The sequence below is a fragment of the Chryseobacterium sp. UNC8MFCol genome, assembly GCF_000482305.1.
Lineage (GTDB): Bacteria > Bacteroidota > Bacteroidia > Flavobacteriales > Weeksellaceae > Chryseobacterium > Chryseobacterium indologenes.
In genome coordinates, this window is record NZ_AXUZ01000016.1 from 111,544 (window position 1) to 138,415 (window position 26,872).

Here is a 26,872-nt window from a genome sequence, read left to right on the forward strand (position 1 = left end):
AATGAACACTTACATCGATATTGGCATTAACCTGACTAATAAACAGTTCTGTAATGAACATGATGAAATTATCAACAGGGCCTTGGATCAAGGGGTAGATCATATGATTCTCACGGGAACAAGCGTACGAGGCAGCAAAGAGTCTGCTCAAATCGCAGAAGAATACCCGGATATTTTATTTTCAACAGCCGGAATACATCCTCATGACGCTAAATCATTGACTGACCAAAGCATCAGGGAGCTTAAAAACCTTTTGGAACAAGATCACGTTATTTCTGTAGGAGAGTGCGGGCTTGATTTTGACCGCGATTTTTCTCCGAGGCCCATACAGGAAAAATGTTATAAAGCACAACTTGAGCTGGCCATAGAAGTCAATAAACCTCTTTTTCTACACGAAAGAGCAGCCTTTAAAAGGTTGAATGAAATAACAGACGAATATATTTCACAATTACCGGAAGCTGTAGTTCATTGTTTCACCGGAACTTTGGATGAAGCAAAAATATACCTGGATAAAGGATTTTACCTTGGGTTTACCGGGGCTATCAGCGACGAAAGAAGATTTAAGCATCTGGAAGAGGTGATCAGGTATGTTCCGCTCGATAGAATGATGATTGAAACCGATGCTCCGTTCATGCTTCCGAAAAATATGCCCAGAATACAGAACAGCAGAAATGAGCCCTCATTTTTGCCCTATGTGGCACAAACAATTGCCCGTTTAAAAAGAATAGAAATTTCCGAAGTTGCAGACGAAACCACAGAAACTGCCAGACAGTTTTTCAGAATATAAAAAGAGCTCTACACTAAAGTAAAGCTCTTTTTTTATAGCAGTTTGCCCATTCTCCTGGCCGGCGTCCCGGACTTCTTATAAACTCTTGATTGCCGATTCCAAAGCCAGTTCCATCATTGGATTCAAAGCTTTTTCTCTTTGGTCAGCTGAGATTTTTTCGTGAGTAGGAATGATATCCGTTACCGTAAGAATCGTTGCGGCATTTTTTCCTAAGTGCTGTGCATTGGCAAACAATCCGAAAGCTTCCATCTCTACTGCAGGGCAGTTGTATTTTGTTGCAATTTCAGGAGTAGCAGGATCTTTTCTGTAGAAAATATCACTACTGTGGATGTTGATTGCTTTGGCATTCAATGATAATTCTTTAGCCGTTTCATTGATCGTACTAAAGATATTTCCCTGGTGAGGAAGAATCTCATCTTCAATTCCCCAAGCGTATTTAGCATAAGTGCTTTCGCTGGCAGCATTTTCAATATTTAAAAGATCAAAAAGCTTAAGATCCGTATTATAAGCACCACAAGTTCCGATTCTGATGATGGTTTCTACTTCATATTCTGTATACAGCTCAAAAGAATAGATCCCGATGCTCGGAAAACCCATTCCACTGGCTCCTACAGTGATTTCTTTACCTTTGTAAAGACCGGTATAATACAATATTCCTCTGGTTTTGCTTACCAGTTCAGCATTTTCTAAATAATTTTCAGCAATGTACTGTGCACGAAGCGGATCCCCCGGCTGTAATACTACTTTGGCAATTTCTCCTTTGTTGGCACTGATGTGAATACTCATAATTTTATTTTGACTGCCGCAAAGATAATAACTTTTAGATTGCTGACAGTATTGTCATGACTGAAACAAGATAGGCAAATCATGGCAATAAAATCTACAGGATATTCGGAATAAATATTGTAAATCCTAAAATACAGCAAGACTTTTATAAATTTCATATTCTTTCTGACAAAATGTAAACCCGGTACATACAGAACAAAAACAGAACAATACGGAGCGTGTATCAGGAAGTTCCATCCGTTATTTTTGCTCTATTCAATCAGCTAAAATTTAAAAAATGAAAATTGAACACATCGCTATCTGGGTCAGAGATCTTGAAAAATCAAGAGCTTTCTATCAGAAATATTTCGGAGCTGTTTCCAATGAAAAATATGATAATCCTCTTAAGAAATTTCAGTCTTATTTCCTGAGTTTTGAGAATGGATGCCGTATTGAAATCATGACAAGGCCTGATATTCAGGAAGGGGGAAACTCCTACGATTCCCAACAGTTTGGAATCATACATCTGGCATTTTCAGCAGGAAGCAAAGAAAAAGTCGATGACCTTACCAATCTCCTGAGACAAGATGGGTATACGATTGCCGGAGAACCCCGTACGACAGGAGATGGCTATTATGAAAGTGTAATTCTCGATCCGGAAAATAATATCATTGAAATTGTCGCTTAACTCCTGCCGTGCGTTGTCAAGGTTTAAAATACTGACAACGCACGGTTTCTTGATTAATCAGTTTTTCACATTAAAAAATTCCGTTACGGTATTTAACACCAATACTTTGATTAAAAATTTTATTCTAAACGAAATAATTTTATTTTTGTTAGATGATGGATACCAGATCACCATTCCTAGACACAATCTTTTTGCTCAGACAAAACGAATGCATCACACTTTTTTCCAGCTTGCAGGAGATTTCCATGAAAGAGGAAGAAGGTGCAGAAGTATATTTTGAAACAGAATTTGAAAAAGAAAGATTGGAGTTTTTATCTGATCAGGTTGCGTATGATAAAAAAACAGCGGTTTGGGCAGCAAAAGTACTGTACCATAGTGCTCAGTTGTATATGATCAGAGAGAATACTGATAAAGATCTTAGCAGGCTTATTCCAGGATTTAAAGGAAGCAGAGATGTTTCTGCTATACTTTCGGCTGATTTATCACTGAGATTTTTACCGGAGATAATAACAGCATTATATTCTGCAGATCCGGAAGATATACTGATCAAAATGCTGGAAGACATTCTAAGCGTTTTTCATTATTCCGGAATTGGTTATGATTGCGACCTTAAAAATATAAATTGGGAAAAAGAATTGGAAAACAAAACCTACCGAAAATTATATCTGGAAAGAATTGTAGAAAAGAAAGATTATAAACTGGCAGAAATTCCGTTGATCAATAAATTGCTGATGGCAGAATTCGGGATGCATAAAGAGGCATTCTGGAGAGAACTAAAAATAATAACCCAAGAAAATCAATGACACAGAATATCAATAAACTCAATACGGCTCTCAACTATGTAAAAGATACATTTGTTGGTAAAAATGATGTGGTAGACCTGTTGGGGATCTGTCTGCTGGCCAGAGAAAATGCTTTTTTGTACGGTCCCCCAGGTACGGCAAAATCTGCTATTGTAAGAACATTGTCAAAAACCGTTCAGGACGGTAAAAATTTTGAATATCTGTTAACACGTTTCACGGAACCTAATGAAATTTTCGGTCCTTTTGATATCCGGAGATTAAAAGAGGGTGAGCTTCTCACCAACACTGAAGGAATGATGCCGGAAGCTTCAATGGTTTTTCTGGATGAGATTTTCAATGCCAATTCAGCTATCCTGAACTCTCTTCTGACGGCTTTGAACGAAAAGATTTTCAAAAGAGGAAAAGAATCCAAACACCTGCCCGCTCTGATGTTTGTGGGAGCCAGTAACGTACTGCCCGAAGATGAAGCTTTGAATGCCTTGTTTGACCGTTTTCTGATACGTATCAATGTTGATTATGTAAATCCGGAATTATTACAGCAAGTACTTTTAGCAGGAAGAAAACTCGAAAATGAAGAAGAAACAGAAGTTCCGGGAATTCATGCCGATGAAATCAGAGAACTCCAGAAACTCTGCAGAACAGTGGATCTTAAACCCATTTATGAAGTGTATCTCAATACCATTATGAGCCTTAGAAATACGGGAATAAGTATTTCAGACCGTAGAGCAGTGAAACTCCAGAATCTTATTGCAGCAAGTGCTTTAATCTGTGGAAGAAATGAAGCCGTCCTGTCTGACCTTTGGGTATTGAAGCATATTTGGGATACAGAAGAACAAATCGAAATTCTTGAAGGCATCATCAACAGGACCATTGAAAAAGATGATCATCCCCGTTCACATCCGCAGGCCATGCAGAATAAAACCCCCAATCCCGAAGACGTGATGAAAGACGTGAAAATTCTTGTTGATAAATGGAATGAAGGAACCTTGAGTTTCGAAGAACAGAATGTGATCAAAGATAAATTAAGATATCTGCAGACCCGTTGTGACTGGATCAGAAATCCCGAACAGAAACAATATATCCAGCAGGAAATTGAAAGCTTATGGCAGAAAATTCTTCAGACCATATAAAAGAATTCTGGGCGGAATTACCCCGTGCAGGAGAAGATTTTCTGGGCTCTGTCAGAGACTGGAAGAATATCCATATTGCAACAGATGATCAAACCATATGGCTTAAAGGATTCACCGATGAACAGGCTTTATCTGCGAAAATTCACCAGCTGCCGGATTTTTTGCTGTATGAACTTCGTGAAGGACTTCTGTTTAAAAAAGAGGCATTGGTTCCCAGTAAAAAAATGAGAACCGGACTTCTCTGGACCCCTATTGATAAAGCTTTACGGCTAAGATTTCCCGCTTCCAATCAAAATTATTTCGGAATTGATGAAAAGATAACAATCAATATAAAAGAATTAAGTGAAGAACAGCCAGCCATCGCATTATTAACAAAAATATCAGACATTAAAGAAATTATAGCAGGAGTTCCAAAATTTAAACTTGAAAAAATAAAATGGACTTTGATAGGAGAATATGCGCTTTTCATAGGAAACCCTATTGTAAGCCTTCCCGGAAAAGCCTTTTGGGAAAAAGACGGACATTTACTACCAGCAGGTTTTGATTTTGAGTTTAAAAATATGAGCATATTTCTGCAACAAAAATATAATAAAGATTCAGACGGATGGCTTTTGTGGGATGAAAACGGAAATTTCCTTTCCATCGGGAACTCTGATTTCCAACCACTATCAGTAAGTTCTTTCCGTCTTACCATAAAATCAAAAGAATGGAATTAAAGGCCTATTTCCAGTCCTACGAAAATTATTTCTGGGAATGGAAAACCGATGAAGATGTTCCCGGTGATTCCGGATATCACAACAACAACCTTCTCTCAGTACCGGGAGTAGGGGCCATTGCGTACAGGCCTTACGTAATGGAAATTTTAAAAGAACTTCAGCCACAAGGTTGGCCGCCATTTGGGGCATTGCTAATGGTTTTGTATGCCATGCAGGACGGATACATCGATTTTGAGAAACCTTTGAGAAAGACCGTAAACTTTTACAGCGTAGGTGATGTTGATTTCAAAGCAGAAAAGCAGATTGAATTTCTTAAAAAGGTACAATCTCTTCCCAAAATTTACAAACAAAAGCAAAATAAAATTGTTCTTCTCCAAACCTTATTCAAAAATGGGCATAATAGAACATCATCAGTAGTTGCAGCCTTCAATCTACAAATTTATAGTAAGAGACCTCATGAAATTGAGACCTGCGCTGAAAAGAAACATGCAAGGCCTTCTGATTTAAATAGAGATTTAAGCGCTTTAGACCTGAACACGAAATTTCCTGACGTTCAATCGATCATTGATGCCATGAAAGATCTCATTGGAGAGCCGGAACTGGATGATGAGGTGATACAGGAAGAAGCCACAGCCAATACAGATAAAGACTTTATCAGAGAGCTTACCGAAGATCCTAAAACCTTTCAGGTAGGAAGCCTGATCAAAAGAATATGGAGCGGATTAAAAATTCCGATGCGCCATCTTTCCCCGGGAGAACAACCTGTCGGAGGAATATCCGATATGACCAACAAAGGAGATTTTCACAGGATGCTCCTTTCAGAATTTGCGAACGATGAGGAAGTATTTATGAATCGTGTAGCCAATAACGAAGTCTTATACATCCAAAGGGAAATACCGCCGGAAGAAAATATTTTTGAAAGAATTATTTTAATCGATACCTCTCTAAGAAACTGGGGCACCCCAAAAGTACTGGCGTTCGCCTCCGCTCTCGCTGTCATTAAACACCCTAAAGCCCACTCAGAATGTAAAGTTTTTGCTCTCGGACAATCAGGAATTCCGATTTCTTTGGATAAAGTGGAGGATGTGATTGAAAACCTTAATCAGGTAAGCTCTGTTCTGCAAGTGTCGGAAGCACTGGGAAAATTCTTTACCGAACAGCATACCGAAAAAGATATTGAGGTGTTTTTCATTACCCATCAGGAAAATATGGCTGATGAAAAAGTTCAGAAAATTATCCATGAAAACAGAGACAGACTTAAATTTCTGGTAACAACTACCGCTGATGGAGAGATTAATTTTTATAAACATCATCTGGGAACAAGGAAGCATATTCAGAAAATAAAACTTCCTCTTCAGGAGCTATGGGCCAATCCGCCACAACAAAAACAAAAGAACGATCACAGAAATGGAAAGAAAACCGATCTGCCACAAAATTATCCTATTTTGTTTCCCGCACCCGTTAATACAATAGCCCGGTTCTTATATGAAGGAGAGTTTTACATCCTCAGTTCTAAAAAACAGTTGCTGAAAACATACCTTTCAGATAACTATTACGATAGACATTCCTATGATTACTATAAAACCTTCCATGGTTGTGAAGTTTTATTTGAAAATATATCTGTAAAACCAAGGGGACAGTTTGCTATGGCAAAAAATAAGCAACAGCATTTTATTTTATGCCAGTACCAATATGATAAAAAGTTAGTTTCCAAGCTGAATCTGAATACAAGGGAATATTCGGAACAGAATCTTACGGGATTACATATTCCTGAATCTTATCATTTAATTTATTTCGGTAAAAGCTTTTACCTGCATGAACCTTCAAATGATACTGTTTACAGAATAAATAGGGACGGAAAAATCTCAGTAGAAGTCATTTCCACTAAAGACAGAGAAATAGAAAAAAACAATATCAAGGCACAGGCAGAAGTGGCCAAACTGAACAGAAGCGGACTGAAAATCATTAGTAATTTTAATGGAATCGGGATCACTAATTCCGGAGATCTTGTTGTTTCCGGAAATAAACTGTACAGTGCCTCTGAAAATACATTGGATTTTTCCAAAAACAGAGGTGAAATTACAATTTTTGCAGAACAGAATAAAAATAAATTTACCTTCCCTGACGGAAGTGAAATCATTACAGATTCCCGTGGAATGCTGACTTTCAGAAGCAGCAATAAAGGAATTGAAGAATTTTTTATTCCTTCAACCCTTAATGGGTATCTGGCACTTGCGACGTATACCGAATTTGGAGGCTCCGAATATTATCTTCCGGAACAAGCCCTGTTGAAGGTAAAAACAATGGATGAAATGTGTCAACGGTTTTTGAAAGCATTTATAGAGCAGATTTTGGATTATGGAGCTTAGAATACACCCTTTTCCGAAAAATAATTATCCTAAAAAAGGCCTTTTAATTAAAGGGGCTTCACCGGTGATATGGCTTCAGGAAATGGAAATCCTCGGTATTGACCTTAGCGGTGTACAGGCATATGCTATTCCGGATAACGAACCCCATATTCTCTATGGATGTTTTCTCGTTTTTAAAGATCATGCTCCTCAGGAAATTGGCAGGAATGCCTATTTTCAATGGGTAGATGACAGGCTTTTTATTCCGGAAAATAGTACATTTTATCCTAAAATTACTCCTGAAGACTGGCAACAGCTGGATGCCCCTTTTATTATCATGCATCCCGGATTTGGACTGGTAAAACTGTCCGAACCTATAGATTGGATAGCATTAATTCAGGATCCGGGAAAAATCAGTGAGCCCGTCAGAAGGCCGCTGAACGGAGTAAAAATCCCTCAGAAAATAGAAAGTTATACGGTTGAAATGGATGATGAAAAAGTCCTTGAAACATTAGAACCGCGACAAACTGAGGAAGAATGGATGAATAACCTGCCATTTGATCTTAAAAAAGTAATGGCCGGAAACAAAAAAGAAATAGAAAAGTATTTAAAATATATTGAAAAATATCCGGAAAGGGCTATAGAATTGGGAGTTCCTCTGGATGTCATGGGAACGTCTCGTGGAAATGGCTTTGCAAAATTTACCTGGCTGGAAGGCTTATTCGGAACTAACCAGGAAGGTAAACCGGAGACTGCCGGGACCAAAAATTTTCGTAAAATTTTCTGGGCAGTCATTGCCATAGCTATTGTTTTAAGAATTGTATTACCATCAGATAAAAATACATCAGAAGGAGAGACAACGGGAAAATCGTCGGGAACTGTTTTAACTGATGCTGTAAAGGCCCCGTCAGATATGATTGCCTTCCGGTCAGGAACCTCTGAAATCGATCAGAAAATAGATTCTATGTACTTCCTCAAAAGAAGAGGTCTTTCCAATGAACTTCTTACAGCTGGTATGATGGAAGCCAAAAATGAAAAGGAGAAAAAAGAATATAAAAAATCAGGAGGCAGGGAAGTAAGTGAAATAGGACACGATATTGAAAAACTGGGAAACAGAGAACAAAAAAGCAGGGATTCACTTAAAATCATTTACACCAAAAGAATTAAAAAGCATATTGAAGAAAAAACAGAAAATTTAAAACGTAAAATATCAGATTCCCTGAAACAATATACCAAAGGAAAACCTGTAAATGGGGAGGTTGTCAAATACCTTTTGAAGAAAAGACAGGCACTCATCGAAGACTCTCTGGGAAGGTTATACGGAACTGTTGACCTGGCTGATCCTTCACGGTATTACGGGAAAAACTCAAAAATCACAGGAATTGATACAGGAGGAAGTATAAAGAAGGAAGACACTCCGGTGTCGGATGTTTTATATCTGGTGATAGCGATGATTGGTGCAGTGGGGTTATATTCTTTCATTGCCAAAGGCAAATTTTTTAATCTCGGTGGAGATCATGTGCCGGGATGGATCAAATTTTTCCTGATTGCGGTCCTGGTGGCAATGCTGGTGTATCTTTTTTATCCGTTGGTGAAAATGTTCGGTTATAATTGGTTTGTATGGCTGCTTGTAATCTGCGTGATGCTGCTTCTGTACCGTCTTTTCAGGGAAGATAAAACAATTTTAAACTCAGAAGATGATGAATAGACAGAAGTTTATCGACAAATTTATGGCTGCTTTTGTCCTGCTGGCCATGTTTAAAATCATCGGAATTGTCGCTCAGCTGTTTCATGAGAGCTTCTGGAGTGTTGTAGGAACATTATTCCTTTTTCTTATCGTAGCCTTTATTATTTTTATGGTGATTGCTGCTTTGAAAGATAAAGAACAGAATGAACGAAATTCCCGGAAAAGAAGTGGTGGCGGTGGTAACTTTTATCTCGAAAACTCATTGTTTGATAAGATCAGAAGTAAATATGAAGAACTGGCACAAAAATACATTGCCGAGAAGGATTACAAAAAGGCGGCAAAAGTTTATATGAACCTGCTTCAGGATAATTATCGAGGCGCAAAAACATTGGAAGATGGTGGCTTTTATAATGAAGCTGCAGCGGTCTATCTTAAAAAATTAAAAAATAAATCTGATGCCGCAGCATGTTATGAAAAGGCCAAACAATATAAAAAAGCCATTGACCTTTATAAAGAAATGGAGCAAAAGGAGAAAGTGGGAGACCTCTATAAAGAAATGAGTGATCTGAAAAATGCCCATGCCTATTATCAAATGGTGGCAGATGAGTATATTACCAATCATCAAATGGTAAAAGCTTCTTTGATATACCGGAAAAAAATGGAAAATACCGAAGAGGCACAAAAAGTCTTATTGAAAGGTTGGGAAGAGAATAAAGACTCCTTCAATTGTTTGAATAATTATTTTGCCAATATATCTGATACCCGAAAACTTGAAACAGAAATCCGTAACCTTTACGATAAAACTCCTTTTTACAAAAAAATCATTTATCTGGATGCCATGAAGCATGAGTTTAAAAAAGATCCCAAGCTGCAAGCCGTCACCCGAAATATAGCCTACGAAATTATTGCAGAAAAAGTAGAAAGCCGCTCTGAAATTGTCAATGAGTTAAAACACTTCAATCCCGATGATGAGGTGATTTTAAAAGATATCTCCAGATATAAAACCGGAAGAAATAAGATGTTTAGAAATTGATAAAAGATAAAAGATACAAGATACAAGATACAAGATATTGTCTTTTAAATTTCAATATTATTCCACTACATCAATAGGATTGGGCTTTTAACCGAACTATTCAAAAATAACCACATCCTATTGACTTTAGCTAAAACTAACCATTTCAAAAAATCAATCTTCAGCATTTTCGGAAAAAGTCAGCATTAGAAGTCCATAGGAGATAAACTTCAGAAAGTGCCATTCTAAAGCCATTTTTCATGCCTCCTTGCTGTAAACATCATAAAATAATAGCAAAAAACAGTATCTTTGCCACAGAAAATTATGACAATACAAAGAGCACATATCAATGCAGAACTATGCAAAAGTCCTTTAAATAAAGGATTATTCACGTATGATGAGATGATATGGAATGAGGTGAAATGTGCTGACTTTGGAAATTATTTACTGTAAATTCGTAAAAAATTAATCAAAATATTGCAGAAACGCCTCGATTTTTCGAGGCGTTTTTTGTTTTTTAGGTCAGAAATTATTTAGAATGAAAAAAAATAACCATAAACATGAAAATTTTTTAATTAACAATGAAACTTTAATACGATAAAATAGAGTGATAAGCAACCCGATGAGAGACAGTCATTTAGGTAATTAAGAGATCTGCAAAATATTGCGGACACATATTTCTTATGCTTTATTTTTGATGTAAATAACTGTTTTTCAATTACTTAAGTTAAAAATTTATTTGGTGGTTTCAAAAATTCATATTTACTTTGCAACCGAAAATTGAAAGCAACAGGTTTTCAGGATTCAACAAAAAATAATTTAAAAGCAAACAAAAAATAAAATGAAACAATTACACAACATATTCAATCAATATTCAAGACTATTCGGACAGGAGCCGGTAATGAGTCTGTGTATTCTTGATCTTGAAATTGTGGATAAAAGGTGCTTATATACGTGGGTCAGCTAATGATCTTTTACGTAAAAATATATAAAGCGCCTCCCGAAAGAGGCGCTTTTTTTATGGTTTCTTTAGCTTATCTGGTAAAGCGCCGGTCTGTGGAACCGGAGAACAGGGTTCGATCCCCGGAGAAACCCAAAATATAAAATCCCATGGCTCAATTGGTTAGGGCATCGACCTGATACGTCGAAGGTTGAAGGTTCGAATCCTTCTGGGATTACAAAAAATCTCATAGCTCAAATGGTTAGAGCACCGGTCTTTTAAACCGGGGGTTGAAAGTTCAAATCTTTCTGGGATTACCAAACGGTTCCGTAGCTCAACCGGATAGAGCATGGGTTTTCTAAACCCAGGGTTAGAGGTTCGAATCCTTTCGGAATCACAAAAATTGGTCTATTGAGGTAATGGCTAACCTGCCCGACTGTCTCTTGGGCACTGCGAGTTCGATTCTCGCATAGACCGCAAAGATTCCCACACCATAAAGTTCCGGCTGTCTCCCGGAAAAGAAAGGTAAACGTGAATCTGTAAAACTGGAAAGATAACGGTGGTTGTTTACCCGTCTTGGACGCGGGAGGTCGCAAGTTCAAATCTTGCTTTCCAGACAATTGGTTCCATTAGCATAGGGGTAAGTGCATTCGGCTTTCTACCGGAAGACGAAGTTCCGATCCCCTTATGGAATACAAAAGGTTTCGTAGCTCAAGTGGCTAGAGTATCGGTTTCATAAGCCGGAGGTTGAAGGTTCGAGCCCTTCCGAAACTACAAATGATTTTGTAGCTCAATGGTAGAGCACCGGTCTGTTAAACCGGAAGTTGAAAGTTCGAATCTTTCCAGAATCGCAGATAACTCAATGTTAATTGTTTCAGGAGAAAAATGAAAGTTTGTCGGGAGCAGAAGATCTTTACGCCAAATACAAAAAATATAGACAAGCTTTTGTTTCTCCGATGATTATCAAATTAAAATGTAAAAACAGAGAGTAATAAAATGATAATCTCTTTTACAGAATATCCTTATTGAAAAAGAAAAGCCTGTCAAGCGCAGAAGGTCTTTAATCAAAATACAGACGGGCCTTTCTTTTTAAAAAGCTAAAAACAAATAGTGAAAGACGCGCATTACCCGTCAATCATTATGGGTTAAATGATGGTTCGCCGAAGTGGAAGAGTCGGGGCGGTCTGCAAAACCGTTGTGTAAACTGAGTGGGTTTGAATCCCATAGCCATCTCAAATTCCTAAAATGAGATCAGTTCAGGAGAAAAAATAAAGCTTGTCGGGCATAGAAGTTCTTATATCAAACAAAAAAATTAAGACAAGCTTTATTGACTCCAATGAGAAAGAATAGCAAAAACGATGTACTGTTCATTGTTGATTACTCATGAAAAAAGGAAGTACGCCGAAGTTGGAGAGTCGGGGCAGACTGTAAATCTGTTGCTTCATAGCTGAGTAGGTTCGAATCCTACTACTTCCACTATACCACCGATAATGTAATGGCAGCATGCAGGAAATGTACTCTTGTTGTTTGGGTTCGATTCCCGGTCGGTTGGTTTTTGCTCTATTCGTCTAACGGTAAGGACGCCTGCCTTTCGAGCAGAAAACAAGGGTTCGATTCCCTTATAGAGTACTGGATGTGAATGAACCGGTCAATCTTGAATTGATAATAATACCATGAAAGTTCAGATGTTGAAAAAAAATTGGCCGGTTACCATTCAAAAAATAAAGAAAAGAGAAAAGGGCTGCCCGGGAGCAGAAGATCTTTAATCAATAAAAATAAGGACAGCCTTTCTTTTTTATTATAAAAACTGCGGGAATGGTGGAATGGTAGACACTCTTGATTTAGGATCAGGCCGTTGGGGGTTCGAGTCCCTCTTCCCGTACCAGAATATACAGGATAAGTAGTGAGTAATCACTCATATAAAAAGGAAGAGTGGTGTAGAAGGTCTGCACGTTAGTCTGAAAAACTAAAGGTACAGGTTCAATTCCTGTCTGTTCCACAATAAGTAATAGACCATGAAAACATTATCAAAATGGATTTGAATCGTATTCATTGCTCATCAAATTGATTCATAGTGTAATAGGCAGCACACAAGATTTTGATTCTTGGAGTTTAGGTTCGAGCCCTGATGAATCAACACAGTTTACTCCGATAGTGTAACGGCAGTATCTCAGTCTCCAAAACTGACAGTACTGGTTCGAATCCGGTTCGGAGTTCAAAAAGTAAATTGTCAATAGTGAATTTTGCTTTGCAAATGGCTGTAAAAATTGACGATTTACAAATTCACAAATTAATTTAAAACAAAATTTAAAACATGTAGAAAAAATGGAAACGCAACAACAAACATGGCAGAATATGAATGGAAAAATTTTCCGTAATTCTATCACGCAGCTGGTAGAAGAAGCCATCATTCGCGAACAGGCAAACGGACATCGTCTGAAAGTATGTGTGGGATCAGACTCTCATGTATACGGAGACGCTATCAGCTATGCTACGGCAGTAGTATTTATTCGTGAAGGAAAAGGAGCGTTTACCTTTATCAGAAAAGAAAGAGAAATACAGACGATCAGTATCAAGGAGCGAATGCTGAACGAGGTCAACAAATCTGTTGAAATCGCGTACGCAATCTGTTCTGTATTGGACACTTATGGAGTGGAAATGGAGGTACACGCAGACATTAATACCGATCCGGATTTTAAATCCAATGTGGCTTTGAAAGATGCTATGGGATATATTCTGGGAATGGGATACGTGTTTAGAGCAAAACCTTTTGCCTTTGCAAGTTCCAATTGTGCTGATATGATGGTATAAATAACCGGAAGGGGAAGAAGGAAGTTTCTAACAACCTTATCCATCTTCCGGACTTACAAAACCGTAAAAAAATGACAAAAAGATTATTATTTCTGGATGATATAAGATATCCTGTTGAGGCGTATAAGTATACCAGACAGGATATTTTCCTCAGAAAAGACTGGCATATTGTTCGCAATTACGGGCAGTTCGTCCACTGGATTTTGGAAAAAGGAATTCCGGAAATGATTTCTTTTGACCATGACCTTGCTGATCTGCAACACGATTCTCAGGAATCCGTTGAAAAAACAGGCTACGATTGTGCCAAATGGTTGATAGAATATTGCTTGGATCATTCTTTGAATATCCCCAAATTCTATTGCCATTCCATGAACCCTGTAGGAAAGGAAAATATTGAAAGCCTTTTAAAAAACTTTAAAAAAAACTAAAAAATGATTTTTAAAACATATAACTCTATAGAAAATGCTTACCAAACCCACGTCATTGAGCAAATCAGACTGCAGGGTTTTGGGGATGAGGTTTTCATCGTGCAGGAGAAAGTTCACGGGGCTAATTTCTCTTTCTTTACCGACGGAAAGGAGATTAAAATCGCGAAGAGAACTGCATTCATCGGTAATGATGAAAAATTTTTCAATGCCCATCAGATATTGGAACGTTACAGAAAAAATGTAGTGGAAGTATTCCATGCTGTGAAAAAGCTTTATCGGGATGTTCAAACAATAGTCATTTATGGAGAATTGTTTGGTGGCGGCTACAAACATAAAGATGTAGAGGCGGTAAAAGATGCAGTAAGAGTGCAAAAAGGTATTGAATATGCACCTTATAACGAATTTTATGCCTTCGATATTAAGTTAAACGGGGTTACTTACCTGGATACAGATATTATCAATATTATTTTTGAAAAAACAGGATTTTTCTATGCTAAAACCTTGTTTCAGGGTACATTGGAAGAAGCGTTGAAGTTCCCGAATGTTTTTAACTCTAAAATCCCGGCATGGCTAGGGCTCCCGGAATTGAACAATATGTGTGAAGGAACCATTGTAAAAACTTTGAAAACCAGATATTTTGGCAACGGTGCAAGAGTCATTCTGAAAAATAAGAATGAAAAATGGATCGAGAAATCTAAAATGGTGAAAAAACAAGCAAAAATTGCTCAGAAACCAATTGATTTCAGCGAACAGGCTCAGAATATCTGGGAAGAAATCCAGCAATATGTGACAGCCAACAGATTGAATAATGTGCTCAGCAAGACCGGTGAGTTTGAGCCTAAAATGATAGGAAAAGTAATCGGTCTTTTTGCTCAGGATGTTCTGGAAGATTTTGAAAAAGATTTTCCGGCAGCTTTTGCAACCATTGAAAAGGAAGAGCAGAAAAGAATCAACAAAAAGTTGAATTCTATAGTTATTGATTGTGTAAAAGAAGAGCTGATGACTCTCAAAATATAGTTTCGGTATTGGTTACCGAAACTTTTTATGTAACAGGACCAGGATATTAAACTAATAAGTAACAAATTAAATGGAAAAATAATGAAGCATTTGACTCTTGAAAGTTATTTCATTCTATGTTTTGATTTCCATTGAAACAAAAATTTTAAACAAAGTGAAAACAACAGAAAATATATTAATTGTAGACCTTGAGGCCACATGTTGGGAAAACCGACCACCAAGAGGTCAGGAAAGTGAGATCATTGAAATCGGAGTATGTATGATGAATGCCAGAACCGGTAAGATCTCCAAAAATGAAGGAATTCTGATCAGACCTCAGCATTCAAAAGTAAGTCCGTTTTGTACTGAGCTTACCACATTGACCCAGAATATGCTGGATAGCGAAGGAATGATGCTGGATGATGCATTTGACATCCTCAGGGCAGAATACGATTCAGAAGAACTGACATGGGCCAGCTACGGAAACTACGACCTGAATATGCTCCAGAACCAGGCCAGAAGGTTCTATACGGATTATCCGATGAGTGATGACCACATCAATGTGAAAACACTATTCGGGGAAATTCATCCTACCATAAGGAAAAGTGTCGGTATGAACAGGGCTTTGTGCGAGCTCGGAATGACATTGGAAGGCACTCACCACAGAGGCGTGGATGATGCGAAAAACATCGCCAAAATTCTTCATTGGTGCCTGAAAAATTACTAAAAAGATGGAGCATCTTTAATATTCCTCAATACACTGACTCTCTTGAAAAAGGGAGTCTTTTTTATAGTAACCTTGAGATTTTCTTTTTTTATCAATTAACTTTGATGAAAATTTGTATCCATTGGAAGCACTTGTTGAATTGCTTGAACATACCGCCAGAAGTGTTTTTTTAACAGGGAAAGCAGGAACAGGAAAAACTACTTTTCTTAATGATTTTGTAAAAAAAACCCGCAAAAAACACATTATCGTTGCGCCGACAGGAATAGCAGCTATCAATGCGGGTGGGGTAACCATTCATTCATTATTCGGACTTCCGTTACGAACTTTTGTACCCACTACAGAACCAGTGGATCCTAATTTGGCTATGAATATTAACGAGCTTTTTCCTCATTTTAAATACCGGAAAGATAAACTCGATCTGTTCCGCGAAATTGAATTGATCATTATTGATGAAGTTTCGATGCTTAGAGCCGACCTGCTGGATATGATGGATCATTCACTAAGACGGGTCAGAAGAAATCAACTGCCATTTGGAGGTGCTCAATTGCTGTTAATAGGTGATTTGTACCAGTTGCCTCCTGTGGTAAGAGAGGATTCAGAAAGGATCTTATCAAAATTTTATCCAACACCCTTTTTCTTTTCTGCCAAAGCACTGCAGGGACTTCCGTTGATAAGCGTAGAGTTGATGAAAGTATATCGCCAGCAGGATAAAGAATTTCTTGAAATTCTCAATGCCGTAAGACATGCAGATTTTCGTAATCTTGATTTTGAAGAGCTAAATTCGCGATATCAGCCAGACTTTGAGCCTGAAAATGAAACCTATATTCATCTTTGCTCCCATAACCGTATGGCAGACCATATCAATCAGAAAAAACTGAGAGAATTATCCGGAACTTCTCATTTTTATCAGGCTGCAGTAACAGGAGAATTCAAAGAAACCCAATATCCGAATGACGAAATCCTGGAACTCAAAGAAGGAAGTCAAATTATGTTTATCCGAAATGATTCATCACCCGAAAAGAAATTTTATAACGGACGGCTTGCCACCATTTCGCATGTGGAAGAAGACCTGATCAAGGCTGTTTTTGAAGAAACCGGAACAGAAATAACCGTAACCAAAGAAGTCTGGGAACAAAAAAGATATAGCCTCGACGCAGAAAAGAATATAAAAACCGAAGTCATCGGAAGTTTTGAACAGTACCCGATACGACTGGCATGGGCGGTGACCATTCATAAAAGCCAGGGATTAACTTTTGACCGCGTCATTATTGATGCAGGAAGATCGTTTGCGAGTGGACAGGTCTATGTCGCACTCAGCCGTTGCCGTACTTTGAAGGGAATTGTTCTGAAATCTAAAATCACCCCCGAAGCCGTATTTTGTGATCAAAGGATTGAAGATTTTCAAGAGTCTACGAATGCCAATGATATTTTGGAACAGCTGGTCAAACAGGATAAATATGCTTATAGCCTGCATAAAATTCAGATGACTTCAGATGCGGGCTGGCTGAAGGAAGCTGTCATACATTGGAAAGGTTCTGCTGTGTCTTCAGAAATACCGGATCAGAAAAAATTAAAAGAACTTCTTCAGAACTTTGAAAAAGAAGCCGGAAAGCTGGAGGACATTTTCCGAAAGTTTAAGAAAATTATTCAGCAGATGTCAGAGAGTTTCGCGGTGGGAGAAAGGAAGTGGTCTGAAATTGAGGATAAATGCAAAGGTGCTGTCGATTTTTTTTACAACAATACCGTGGAAAATTTCTTCCTCCCTTTAAAGGACTTTTATTCTGAAACTTCAGGTGCCAGAGGATTAAAAGCTTTTAATGCAGAAACCAGAACATTATTGTATGATCTTGCAGACTATATTGACAGATTAAAAGATTGCGATCTGCTGGGATTTCCTCTTTTTGATAAAGAAAACGAAGTAGATACCTCTGTAGTGATTGTAAAAAAGCCCACTCATCTGATCACATTTCAATTATTTGATGAAGGAATGCCTCCTTATGAAATTGCAGAAAAGAGAAAGATTACCGTGGCAACCGTTTACAGGCATCTTGCGAAAATGGGGCTTACTGAAGTGGAAAAGACTTTTAAGATGTAACTCATTTTCTCAAAAGTCTTTTTTCATAACCTTATTCACTGATCAGGTTGCTAATGCGCTCAACAATTAATGCGTAAAGTCCAGAGGGAATAGAATGCCCCATTCCTTCAATAAGAAGCCATTCAGAGTTCGGAATAGAATCTGCGATATCCTTTCCGCAATCCGGATGAAAGATCTTATCATCTGTTCCATGGATGATCAAAGCAGGAATTGTTATTTCCTTCAGAATGTCACGATTATATGGATATGATCCCATGGCCAGAAGCTGTCTGATGATTCCGTTTTTGGTTTGAGAACGCAAAAGCTCTGCTTCGATCATATTTCTTTCGTGATCTGCATCAAGAGGATATAAGCTGCCTGAAATTTTTTCAGCAAAATTTATTCTTTCCTTGATATAGGTTTCTTTCTGCGTGTTGGGATCAGTACCCGGTTTCATCATCATTCCCATAATTTCGGGATCAGGTTCAGGCAGTAAAGGATTCAAAGAAGTTGACATGATGCAGGTGAGTGACAGCATTCTTTCAGGATAATAAACTCCTAATAACTGAGCAATAATTCCTCCCATTGAACGTCCCGCAATATGGACTTTTTTAATATGTAAATGGTCAAGTAGTTCAATCACATCCTTTGCCATATCCATCAATGGATAAGGTATATCGTCTTCGCCCGGTGTCGAAAACATTTTCTCAATATTTTTGTCTGTGGCGATGGGAGATTGAGCTGTGAAAACTGATTGTCCCGAATCCCTGTTATCAAAACGGATCACTCTGAAACCGTTGCTTACCAACATTTCGCAAAAGGGATTTTCCCAACGGATCATCTGACTTCCCAATCCGGAGATCAGCACAATAGTATTCTGTTCTTCTTCCCCAAAGATTTCATAGCAGAGATCAACATCTTTTATTCTGATGACTGCGGTCATGGTCTGTATAATTCAGTTGTTGCTTCAGAAATAAATACTTTTTCAGCTTTTGAGATCTCCTGACGGTAATTGACGTATGGATTGGCCTGTTCAGGAATAACAATAACAAACTCAAAGGTAAATGCCTCACTTCCCAGTTCCTTCCAGTCTTTTTGCAATGAAGTATCAGCAAATAGTCCTCCGTCCAGAAGGAATTTCATTTTATTAACCAAGGCTTCAAGATGTACCGAACCCTGAATATATTGCTTACCGTTTGTTGCATTAGTAACGGAAAGCACACCCATCGTAGTTTTGTGGTTTTTTGCTTTTTCTCTTAGCTCTCTTTTTATCGTATTCTTCATAATAATAGGTTATTGGATATTCGCTCCCAGGTCAGATAACAGCTCTGCAAAAGCTTTTAAAGATTTATTTTTTTTAGGACTGAGAATATCTTTCGTTATCATTTCTGCTGTAGTTTTTGCTTCTTCAAATATAGCTTTGCCTGTAGGTGTTATAATGACATAACTTACCCGTGCATCTCTTTCATTTATTTCCCTGGAGACAAGGCCGATTTTTTCAAGTGGATTGAGTAAACGGGTAATTCCTGAAGCAGTCAAACCTATTTTTTCCGCCAGATCAATTCTCCGTATTTTACTTTTGGCAGAAGTACTTAATATATAAAGAATTACAAAATCATTAAAACCTAATCCGTGTACACTGAGAGAATCAAATTTTCTTGAAATGACGGATTGTAATTTATTAATGTTGATTAAAAGTAATAATTCGTTGCTTATCATTGAAAAGTATTTGAGTTATCAAGTATTTGTATGTTGCAAATATATACATTTTAATGAATTAAGATTTATTTTTTTAATCTGTTTTTAAAGGCGGTTGGTATTTTTGTCCTTTTTAAGTGAGAAGTTTATTAACACACTGGAAAGTGTGCTATTTTGACAAATGAAATACTGTTTTGTGGTAGGTCCTTTTTGAAAATGCTCTTCAGACTAGTGTTAAAAGCATAAATTTTTGTTAAAAAATTCACTTTTTAGGGATAACTTATGTCCTGTAGATCAAATTTTGCTATTTTAGCTAAGAAGAACAAATTGATGCTTATCGGAGAATATTTAATCTTCCATGCCTGAGTGAATTATTGAAGTGATCCCTTTGTAAGAGGAATTGATATCTAAAGGTTCTGATACGGGAACAGAAACGATAATTCAGTCTACCGGTTTGTTTAATAAAGAGAAGCATTCTCTGGTATACCTTTTGAAGTGCCGGTAAATAGGGAGGTTTCATAGATTTTGAAGTACATGCCGTGGAGAAACTGTCAGTGAAACGGCCGGTTTTGAATAGATCATCCGATTTGATCAATCCCAATGCCTGTTTCGGTATTCTACTTTCAGCTGTTAAGAATCTGTGTTTAATCTCAAAAAGCTGTTAGAATTGTATAATGAACTAATAACCCTTAATCAGTCTGAAGCAGATGAAAAATTACTGACCAGCTGATGAACGGAAGAGAAAATAACCTGAAAAAAACTATTTATCAAATTAAAACAAATGAAAGAAAGACTTTATGAAATCCTTAATGAGGAAAAAATACATGAGATAGTCCCTTTTCTTCAAGAACTCACAGAGGACGAAAGAAAAACACTGATCCCCACGATAAAAAAAATGGATCGTGAGATCAGCAAGATCGTAATGACCAAGAATTCTTATCATACTGCAGGATCTGCCAACCAGCATTCAATTATCGATATTGCATCATTTTTATGTATGGATCAGAAAAACTTTGGTAAAAATTATTGGAGTGTTTTCCGGAATATACAACAGACGGAAGAAATACTGAAATGGGGATGTCCCAGCTGGTTCTCCGATTTTATCAATGAATCCATCGATGCTGAATTTACAGCATTTAATTACCAGCATATTTTAAGATGGTCAGAGAAAGGCTATATACAGCCAAATCCTGAATTGCTGGGTCATCATCTTAGCAATTATCCTACTGATCTTGATCAGCATCCCGAGACTCTTACAACGCATTTCTGGTATCTGTGTGAATTTCCTTCAAAATCATTACCGTTCCGTAAAGAATGGTTTCCCATCGTTCAAAAGCTTATAGCAGAACAAAAAATTGACCGAAAAAGATTTTTAAGAGAATGCCTGTTGGCTGCCAACAGAAATTTTAATAAAAATGTGACCGGTTGGTTTATGGATGCATTTACTGCCCTGAAACCTACAGATCAGGAATTGGTTGATCTGCAGGATGAGCTTCTGGCAGGGCTGGCATCCGTACAATCAAAAGCCAGCAATACCATACTGACTCATTTGAAAAAAATAGTGGCCGCTCCTGCCTTTAAAAGTGATGAATTTTCACATTACCTTCCCAACCTTTTAAGTTCAGAAGTGAAAACAGTAGTGGTTTCAAGTTTAACGTTAACGGAAAAGATTTTCCAGCATAAGAGGCTGGACCCCGAAATGCTGGGCATTGCTCTGAGCACTGCATTTGTAAGCAAAGATGACGGTATACAGTCAAAAGCAGCAAAAATCATAGTGAAATATATTCCGGTATCGGAAAATATAAAAGAGGCACTCTCACATTATGCAGATAATATTCTCACCAATGTACGCCCTGTTTTAGCAAAATATATAGAAGAAAAACAACTGGAACTGGAAGCTATATCTTCGGAAAAACTATTTTTGATTAACGAAGAAAATAAGCTCAGAGAACTTTCAAGCTTCGAGGATTTGATGTTTTTCCTTCCACTGGCCATCGACGATCCCTACAGCTATCATTGTGATGTGGCATTGGCAGGATTTATCCGTTTTTCAGGTGAGGTTGATACAGAATCTGTGAAGTTGATCGAGCCGGTATTCCTGAAAGCCTGTAAGACGATTTCCAAATGGGAAGTCCCTTATCTGAATGTTTTATTGTGCAACCTGATTATTAATTACGGACTAGGTTTATTGGAAAAGTATCCCGTGCAGCTTAAAAATCTTGAAAAAATATATCAGAAAACGAAGGAAGATGAGGCTGCAAGAGAAAGCTATTCGAATTATAATAAAAAATTGGGACCTGTAGAAAAAGTGGGTGTAGAGGGTTATGCTGCAAAAGCTTTTAAAGAATTTGCAATATGCATCCATCAGAAGATAAAACTGCAGGATACGATGCCGTTGTTGTTTACCATTACACATGCTCCCTGCTGGATTTCTCCCGTTGGCTTAGTAGAAAGGCTTATAATTTATCAGGATAATAACAGGGAACCCGATCATCTTGACTTCCAGCTGGCATTACAACGTTGCGCATTGGATGATACAGCGGAGGCCTTAAAGATGGTTGAGAAAAAACTGCAAGGTGAATATAAAGAACTCTTGCTTTTCTTCTTTGGCAAAAATGATAAGCCAAAAGGAAAATTTGAGCATCCTTCCTGGTGGATGACTGCCGGATTTACACGATCGCCACAAACTGTTTTTGAAGAATTCAGTCATTTCGGATATAGTAATATTCCTTCAGAATTCTTTACTGGAGCTTACCAGTGGAAAACAATTGATAACAAAAAAAATACATATTACCCTGTCGAATTAAGTATTACCATTCCAAAATATCATCTTGAAAAAAGGAAAAATCCTTTGTTTATGGAATATTTTGTTGCAGATCAGAAAGAACTTTCCGAAATCCCTGCTTTGATGTGGTGCTTTCCTAATACTCCGGGAAATGCTTTGGCTAAAGTCATCAAACATTGTCTTTTCTATTCCGGAATTGCCGAAGTCTATGAAAGAAACCTGGTTTTAAATACAACCCAAGCCCTCTATCAAATCAAAAAACCTTTGGATGAAATGGGATACCTGTTTCTGGGAACAATCTTTCTTGACGGTGATAAAACAATCCGCGGAACAGCAGCCGAAATCTGGCTGGAACATGTTTCTCATCAGATGATAGATAATACACGCTTAGGTAAAGTAATCGGATTGCATGAAAAGCTGGAATGGGCACCTGTAAAAAGATTGACGGATCTTATGCAGAATCATATGCTGAATGTAAGTAAAAATCATAATATTGCGCTGGAAAAATTAATCACCTATATTGTGCTTCAAATGGAAAAGCCAGTGACCAATTTGAAAAAACTTCTGGAGGTGTATCATGAAGTATTAGCTTTGAACCAGTCGGAAGCTGATCTTGCAATTAAAGAAAAACTAAACAACTGGAAAGAAAACTCTAGTCTGAAAAAAATCTGCAATCTTCTTCTCAAAAAATAAATTATGGAAGATACGCTTATTTACAATTATTCCGGTTCATCATCAGTCGTAAAGAAAAATGCTCTGGAAGAACTGTTTCTTGCTCAATATAGTGAGGTGCGGAAAAATACTGATGTTCCCTGTTTTTTCTGGGGAAATGTACATCAACCCTTTATCCTGGCAAGGTGTCTGATTAGCCTTTCCAATATTGTGAAGTCCAGTTTCAATCTTTCGTCATTTCAGATGGCTTTGCTGAAAGATCCTATTGTAACTGTAGGAAATGAGAAACTCCGTTTTGAAGGATTTTCCCATTGTGCAGGAGTATATGCAAGAGTGGATGTTTTGCCTGATGGGTTAGACGGGGAGTTTCTGGAAAACGGAACTACAAACGTAGATTTTAATCAAGGAATGATAACGGCTTTGGGAAGTATTCGCCCCAATGAAAAAATAATGCTGTCAGTTGGTGCCAAAGAAGTTGGACTCTATAAAGAAGAAAAAAAGGTAGTAGAAAGAAAAGTACCCTTGCCTGTAAAATGGATCAAAGGATTAGGAACTGTTCAGATATATTTATCAGAATCTGAAGAACGCTACACTTTTAATAAAATTCAGACACAACAGCTCTTCAGGGGGATGCCAAAAGGAATAGTAAAATCTGATTATTATCTTATCTTAAGAGGAAACAAACCGATGTTCTCGCCTGTGAAATCCGCAGATGCCATATGCATCGGAGGGCTTCATCGTCTCCGCCTGCTGGAACCTTTGCTTCCCTATATTGATAGCATGCAGGTTTTTGCACATCCTAATATGCGCTCTACTACCTGGCAGCTACGTATGGGAAATATAAGGTTTATTTTTTCTTTATCAAGAGAATGCTGGCGTGGCTTTTCGGGTGAAGGGGCGCTTCTGGATAATCTGATAGAAGAGGTTTCAGATGAATGGATCGATGCTGTTGATAAATATGCCTATGCAAATCAATCTTTCAGTACGGCAATGTTGTTATTAGAGGAAAACATCAGTTTGACAAAGGTTGATAACCTTACCGGAAGACTTGCTGCAATGGGATTATTAGGGTATGACCTTGATGATCGTGAGTTTTTCTACCGCAGATTACCTTTTAAACTAAACCGTATTATAGAATTAAATCCTCGTATGAAAAATGCGGAAAAGCTGATCAATGAAGGGAAAGTAGATATTCTGAATAATACAGAAGAACGAACGGAAGCCAGGGTAGAAGGAACGGGGGTACACCACACTGTAATTATTGAAGAAGAAAAAGAACGCTGCACCTGTGAATGGTTTAGCAAATATCAGGGAGAAAGAGGTCCCTGTAAACACGTTCTGGCTGTGAAAAAAGTAATAAATGTAGTACATTAGAATGATTCCGGCAAGCCCAGAGGGCTTGCCGGAATCTTAGTATTATTGTCAGGACTTATCCCGAAAATTTATTGAAGATTCATCCAGTCTTTATAAGGTAATACCCCAAGTTCCGGTTTACCTTCTCCTTCCAATATTGAGATAAACTCGAGCTGGTTACCATCCGGATCATTAAAATAAATAGCCAGTGCAGGCATCCATGCAAACACCATGGGCTGTACAGATCCGTCTTTCAGAAAATTATAAGGTTGTAAAGATTTGTTTGTAAGAAAATCTACCGAATAATTCAGAATATCTTCCTTAGTACTTGTAAATGCGAAATGTCTGGTCTGAAGATTTTCCTTTTGTTCCCACAATCCGAGCATAAACTCTTTTTTTTCACCAATCCATAAAAAAGCAATGGGTCTCGTTTCATCCCTATGAGCCAATGTTAATCCCAATACGTCCGTGTAAAACTGAATTGCGTTTTCCAAATTACTTACCTGAACATGTGTTTCATATAGTCCTTTAATCATAGCTTTAATTTATGGATACAAAACTAGAAAACATGAATCCAAAAGCCTGATAATACCGATTTCTTTCATGAAAATCAATCATAGAAGAATTTTATGAATTGATATCTGTTCGTACTATGCTAAGCCTTCTCCATATTCGAGAATAACAATACAGCTAAAAAAAAATCACATAAAAATTAATTACGCAAAAAGATTGCGCAATAACGTTTTTACTTTGCATCAGAAATCAGAGAGGAAGTGATCTTCCTAATGTTTAACAAAAAACAGTAACTCATGAAATTTAATTTTTTAAGAAAAGAGAATAAAGTAGTATTGAACTATGAAAGATTCCGCCACTATTGCCCTGATTGTATAAAAGAGTGCCGTAGAAAAGGCTTACTTCGGTAAATCTTATGATATTGGTTCGACTCCAGAAAGATCATGAAAGTGATCTGTAAAAGTCTTTTCACAGCTTGCCTCTTTATTATTTAAATATATTGATTAGCATAGAAAAACATAATCAGGTGTCGTCTCAGAATCATACTTCGGATTGAGTAAACATTGGGTCGCAGGTTCGAATCCTACCTTTTCCCTCGAAAAGGAGAAGTAGCTCAGCAGGTAGAGCAAATGCACGAACGATTCTGGCCTTATTACCTTGGTTAAAAAAATAAACAAGTGCCGTAGAATAGTGTTACTTCGATCATCACGACGGGGACACGGGTTCGAGTCCCGTCTCTTCCACCAAAAAGACACAAGTGTCACAGGAAGAGTAGCTCAGTGGGGTAGAGCACGACATTACATATTCAGTGATTGCCTTGGTTTAAGATATATGGAAGCCGGAAGCGGGAAAATGGAAATCATCTTTGTAACATAATTTTCTACCGGTGGGAAGGGTAATTCCTGAAGACCATTACAACGTCCATTCTTTCCGCCTCCGGCCTCTTTTTTAAAAAATAAAGTGTCGTTAGGAAGAAATCCATCGTACTCAATTGGGGAGGAATAGCGTAGCCGATCTTTACGGCAAGGCTATCCGGTTCGACTCCGGCTAACGTGAGCCCCGTTTTTTTCTTATTATTACCTTTACAAAAAAATGCCGGTATTTATTGACCGGCATTTTTTGTTGTATTTTCTAGCTCTTCTTCAAACATTGCTCTCCATTTTGCTAGGGTCGTTCTGCTTATTTTGTATTTTTTAGACATATAGCTTGTAGAATGACCATGCTTTTTTTGATATTGAAGCAACTTAAGCATTGTCTTTTTATCATATGTTTTAAGCTTTTGATTTTCTTTGGAAGGCTTAAAAAGTTTATCATTAAACTTTAAAACATCTTCTGTAGTAGAAAGTTTTTCTAAAAGTTCTTTTATTTTTGGATCTTTTAATTTATCAGGATACTCCATTTTCAGCATATCCTGATAAATCTTTTTATAATTGGGCCGCATGCATATGGTGTTTATCCGTTGTTGGTATTATCTGTCTTTTGAAGCCACCTGTGAAGGGTGCTTTTAGGAATCGAGTATTCCTTGATGACATCACTTTGAGTCATTTCTCCGGACAGAATTCTCTTCATAATAAAATCCTTAATTTCCTGAGTGTAAATGTTCTTTCTGAAATAAGGAATTTTTTCAGATTTCTGTTGATTTTTATGAACGGCTGCCGGAGGAGCATATAAAATTAAATGTGAACTATAGAGCCTGAAAAAATCATATTCCAATAATTTGCTCCACCTTAGAAGAAGATCAGCATCCAGTGACGCGCTGTTGTACATCTTTTCAACAGATTCTTCATCTTTACCCAGGAATTTACATATCCTCTCCATTGGTACTTCATTTTCATCAACCCTCTCCTTAATAAACTTTCCTATATGGATCTCTTTATATAACATTTATTGAATATTATCTTTTATTAAACTAATGCAACGAAACTAAAAAGGTAGTATA

General features: G+C 37.5%; 23 protein-coding genes and 14 tRNA genes. 30 read left to right on the forward strand and 7 right to left on the reverse strand.

Annotated features, from left to right (window positions below):
• Nucleotide 1 precedes the first annotated feature (1 nt).
• A complete protein-coding gene (locus M030_RS0110990) occupies nucleotides 2-787 on the forward strand; it encodes a TatD family hydrolase (protein WP_027373552.1) in 786 nt (261 codons plus the stop codon).
• Nucleotides 788-862: 75 nt separating this feature from the next.
• On the opposite strand, the gene deoD is transcribed toward M030_RS0110990, so the two are convergent.
• Nucleotides 863-1,573 (reverse strand): purine-nucleoside phosphorylase, encoded by a 711-nt coding sequence (deoD, locus tag M030_RS0110995; RefSeq protein ID WP_027373553.1) that lies wholly within the window; start codon nucleotides 1,571-1,573, stop codon nucleotides 863-865.
• A 277-nt stretch (nucleotides 1,574-1,850) separates the two neighbouring features.
• Here deoD and M030_RS0111000 point away from each other — a divergent pair, with 277 nt between their 5' ends.
• From M030_RS0111000 to M030_RS24005, 27 genes are all read left to right on the forward strand, one after another.
• Nucleotides 1,851-2,240, forward strand: coding sequence for a VOC family protein (locus M030_RS0111000; protein ID WP_027373554.1), 390 nt, complete (start codon nucleotides 1,851-1,853; stop codon nucleotides 2,238-2,240).
• Nucleotides 2,241-2,392: 152 nt separating this feature from the next.
• Nucleotides 2,393-3,043 (forward strand): hypothetical protein, encoded by a 651-nt coding sequence (locus M030_RS0111005; RefSeq protein WP_228375216.1) that lies wholly within the window; start codon nucleotides 2,393-2,395, stop codon nucleotides 3,041-3,043.
• Nucleotides 3,040-4,173 (forward strand): AAA family ATPase, encoded by a 1,134-nt coding sequence (locus tag M030_RS0111010; protein WP_027373556.1) that lies wholly within the window; start codon nucleotides 3,040-3,042, stop codon nucleotides 4,171-4,173. The genes M030_RS0111005 and M030_RS0111010 overlap by 4 nt, the downstream gene beginning before the upstream one ends.
• On the forward strand, nucleotides 4,146-4,889 hold the full coding sequence (locus tag M030_RS0111015) for a hypothetical protein (RefSeq protein ID WP_027373557.1): 744 nt from the start codon (nucleotides 4,146-4,148) through the stop codon (nucleotides 4,887-4,889). The genes M030_RS0111010 and M030_RS0111015 overlap by 28 nt, the downstream gene beginning before the upstream one ends.
• Complete coding sequence (locus M030_RS0111020; protein ID WP_027373558.1) at nucleotides 4,880-7,258, forward strand: hypothetical protein; 2,379 nt, start codon at nucleotides 4,880-4,882, stop codon at nucleotides 7,256-7,258. Before M030_RS0111015 ends, M030_RS0111020 begins: the two co-directional genes overlap by 10 nt.
• Nucleotides 7,248-8,945 carry a hypothetical protein gene (locus M030_RS0111025; protein WP_027373559.1) on the forward strand — a complete coding sequence of 566 codons (1,698 nt, stop codon included), beginning with the start codon at nucleotides 7,248-7,250 and terminating at the stop codon, nucleotides 8,943-8,945. Before M030_RS0111020 ends, M030_RS0111025 begins: the two co-directional genes overlap by 11 nt.
• Entirely contained in the window at nucleotides 8,935-9,957 is a 1,023-nt protein-coding gene (locus tag M030_RS0111030) for a tetratricopeptide repeat protein (protein ID WP_228375218.1), read from the forward strand. Before M030_RS0111025 ends, M030_RS0111030 begins: the two co-directional genes overlap by 11 nt.
• A gap of 303 nt (nucleotides 9,958-10,260) precedes the next feature.
• The gene (locus tag M030_RS0111035) at nucleotides 10,261-10,389 is read left to right on the forward strand and encodes a hypothetical protein (RefSeq protein ID WP_034722467.1); all 129 of its coding nucleotides are present in this window, start codon (nucleotides 10,261-10,263) and stop codon (nucleotides 10,387-10,389) included.
• A 569-nt stretch (nucleotides 10,390-10,958) separates the two neighbouring features.
• Nucleotides 10,959-11,031: transfer RNA gene (locus tag M030_RS0111040), tRNA-His, on the forward strand.
• A 9-nt stretch (nucleotides 11,032-11,040) separates the two neighbouring features.
• Nucleotides 11,041-11,114: transfer RNA gene (locus M030_RS0111045), tRNA-Ile, on the forward strand.
• Between the two features lie 5 nt (nucleotides 11,115-11,119).
• Nucleotides 11,120-11,196: transfer RNA gene (locus M030_RS0111050), tRNA-Lys, on the forward strand.
• A gap of 3 nt (nucleotides 11,197-11,199) precedes the next feature.
• Nucleotides 11,200-11,273, forward strand: a tRNA-Arg gene (locus tag M030_RS0111055).
• A gap of 8 nt (nucleotides 11,274-11,281) precedes the next feature.
• Nucleotides 11,282-11,353, forward strand: a tRNA-Asp gene (locus tag M030_RS25515).
• Between the two features lie 68 nt (nucleotides 11,354-11,421).
• Nucleotides 11,422-11,493, forward strand: a tRNA-Pro gene (locus M030_RS25520).
• Nucleotides 11,494-11,576: 83 nt separating this feature from the next.
• Nucleotides 11,577-11,650, forward strand: a tRNA-Met gene (locus M030_RS0111060).
• 5 nt (nucleotides 11,651-11,655) lie between these two features.
• Nucleotides 11,656-11,727, forward strand: a tRNA-Asn gene (locus tag M030_RS0111065).
• Nucleotides 11,728-12,027: 300 nt separating this feature from the next.
• Nucleotides 12,028-12,109 (forward strand) — tRNA-Cys (locus M030_RS25525).
• A gap of 159 nt (nucleotides 12,110-12,268) precedes the next feature.
• A tRNA-Tyr gene (locus M030_RS25530) sits at nucleotides 12,269-12,352 on the forward strand.
• A gap of 81 nt (nucleotides 12,353-12,433) precedes the next feature.
• Nucleotides 12,434-12,505: transfer RNA gene (locus M030_RS0111075), tRNA-Glu, on the forward strand.
• Nucleotides 12,506-12,685: 180 nt separating this feature from the next.
• Nucleotides 12,686-12,761 (forward strand) — tRNA-Leu (locus M030_RS0111085).
• Between the two features lie 41 nt (nucleotides 12,762-12,802).
• Nucleotides 12,803-12,875: transfer RNA gene (locus tag M030_RS0111090), tRNA-Phe, on the forward strand.
• A gap of 146 nt (nucleotides 12,876-13,021) precedes the next feature.
• Nucleotides 13,022-13,092, forward strand: a tRNA-Trp gene (locus M030_RS0111100).
• Nucleotides 13,093-13,201: 109 nt separating this feature from the next.
• Nucleotides 13,202-13,687, forward strand: a complete 486-nt coding sequence (locus tag M030_RS0111105) for a ribonuclease H-like YkuK family protein (RefSeq protein WP_027373562.1) — start codon at nucleotides 13,202-13,204, stop codon at nucleotides 13,685-13,687.
• A gap of 71 nt (nucleotides 13,688-13,758) precedes the next feature.
• On the forward strand, nucleotides 13,759-14,115 hold the full coding sequence (locus tag M030_RS24000; protein WP_027373563.1) for a cyclic-phosphate processing receiver domain-containing protein: 357 nt from the start codon (nucleotides 13,759-13,761) through the stop codon (nucleotides 14,113-14,115).
• A gap of 3 nt (nucleotides 14,116-14,118) precedes the next feature.
• On the forward strand, nucleotides 14,119-15,132 hold the full coding sequence (locus tag M030_RS0111115; RefSeq protein WP_027373564.1) for an RNA ligase, Rnl2 family: 1,014 nt from the start codon (nucleotides 14,119-14,121) through the stop codon (nucleotides 15,130-15,132).
• 154 nt (nucleotides 15,133-15,286) lie between these two features.
• On the forward strand, nucleotides 15,287-15,838 hold the full coding sequence (locus M030_RS0111120; RefSeq protein WP_027373565.1) for a 3'-5' exonuclease: 552 nt from the start codon (nucleotides 15,287-15,289) through the stop codon (nucleotides 15,836-15,838).
• A 121-nt stretch (nucleotides 15,839-15,959) separates the two neighbouring features.
• On the forward strand, nucleotides 15,960-17,933 hold the full coding sequence (locus tag M030_RS24005; RefSeq protein ID WP_228375220.1) for an AAA family ATPase: 1,974 nt from the start codon (nucleotides 15,960-15,962) through the stop codon (nucleotides 17,931-17,933).
• Between the two features lie 31 nt (nucleotides 17,934-17,964).
• Here M030_RS24005 and M030_RS0111130 read toward each other — a convergent pair whose 3' ends face one another.
• From M030_RS0111130 to M030_RS0111140, 3 genes are read right to left on the reverse strand one after another with little or no spacing between them, the layout of a single operon-like run.
• Nucleotides 17,965-18,855: an alpha/beta fold hydrolase gene (locus M030_RS0111130; protein WP_027373566.1), complete on the reverse strand. Its 891-nt coding sequence runs from the start codon at nucleotides 18,853-18,855 to the stop codon at nucleotides 17,965-17,967.
• Nucleotides 18,852-19,196: a GIY-YIG nuclease family protein gene (locus M030_RS0111135; protein WP_027373567.1), complete on the reverse strand. Its 345-nt coding sequence runs from the start codon at nucleotides 19,194-19,196 to the stop codon at nucleotides 18,852-18,854. Before M030_RS0111135 ends, M030_RS0111130 begins: the two co-directional genes overlap by 4 nt.
• A gap of 9 nt (nucleotides 19,197-19,205) precedes the next feature.
• Complete coding sequence (locus tag M030_RS0111140; RefSeq protein WP_027373568.1) at nucleotides 19,206-19,631, reverse strand: MarR family winged helix-turn-helix transcriptional regulator; 426 nt, start codon at nucleotides 19,629-19,631, stop codon at nucleotides 19,206-19,208.
• Between the two features lie 760 nt (nucleotides 19,632-20,391).
• Here M030_RS0111140 and M030_RS0111145 point away from each other — a divergent pair.
• Together M030_RS0111145 and M030_RS0111150 are read left to right on the forward strand one after the other, a co-directional pair.
• Nucleotides 20,392-23,088: a DUF6493 family protein gene (locus M030_RS0111145; protein ID WP_027373569.1), complete on the forward strand. Its 2,697-nt coding sequence runs from the start codon at nucleotides 20,392-20,394 to the stop codon at nucleotides 23,086-23,088.
• Nucleotides 23,089-23,091: 3 nt separating this feature from the next.
• Nucleotides 23,092-24,441, forward strand: coding sequence for an SWIM zinc finger family protein (locus M030_RS0111150; RefSeq protein ID WP_027373570.1), 1,350 nt, complete (start codon nucleotides 23,092-23,094; stop codon nucleotides 24,439-24,441).
• 68 nt (nucleotides 24,442-24,509) lie between these two features.
• On the opposite strand, the gene M030_RS0111155 is transcribed toward M030_RS0111150, so the two are convergent.
• From M030_RS0111155 to M030_RS0111165, 3 genes are all read right to left on the reverse strand, one after another.
• Entirely contained in the window at nucleotides 24,510-24,956 is a 447-nt protein-coding gene (locus M030_RS0111155; RefSeq protein WP_027373571.1) for a VOC family protein, read from the reverse strand.
• Between the two features lie 1,079 nt (nucleotides 24,957-26,035).
• Entirely contained in the window at nucleotides 26,036-26,341 is a 306-nt protein-coding gene (locus M030_RS0111160; RefSeq protein ID WP_227533167.1) for a helix-turn-helix domain-containing protein, read from the reverse strand.
• A 44-nt stretch (nucleotides 26,342-26,385) separates the two neighbouring features.
• Entirely contained in the window at nucleotides 26,386-26,817 is a 432-nt protein-coding gene (locus M030_RS0111165; protein ID WP_027373573.1) for a transposase, read from the reverse strand.
• Nucleotides 26,818-26,872: the final 55 nt, after the last annotated feature.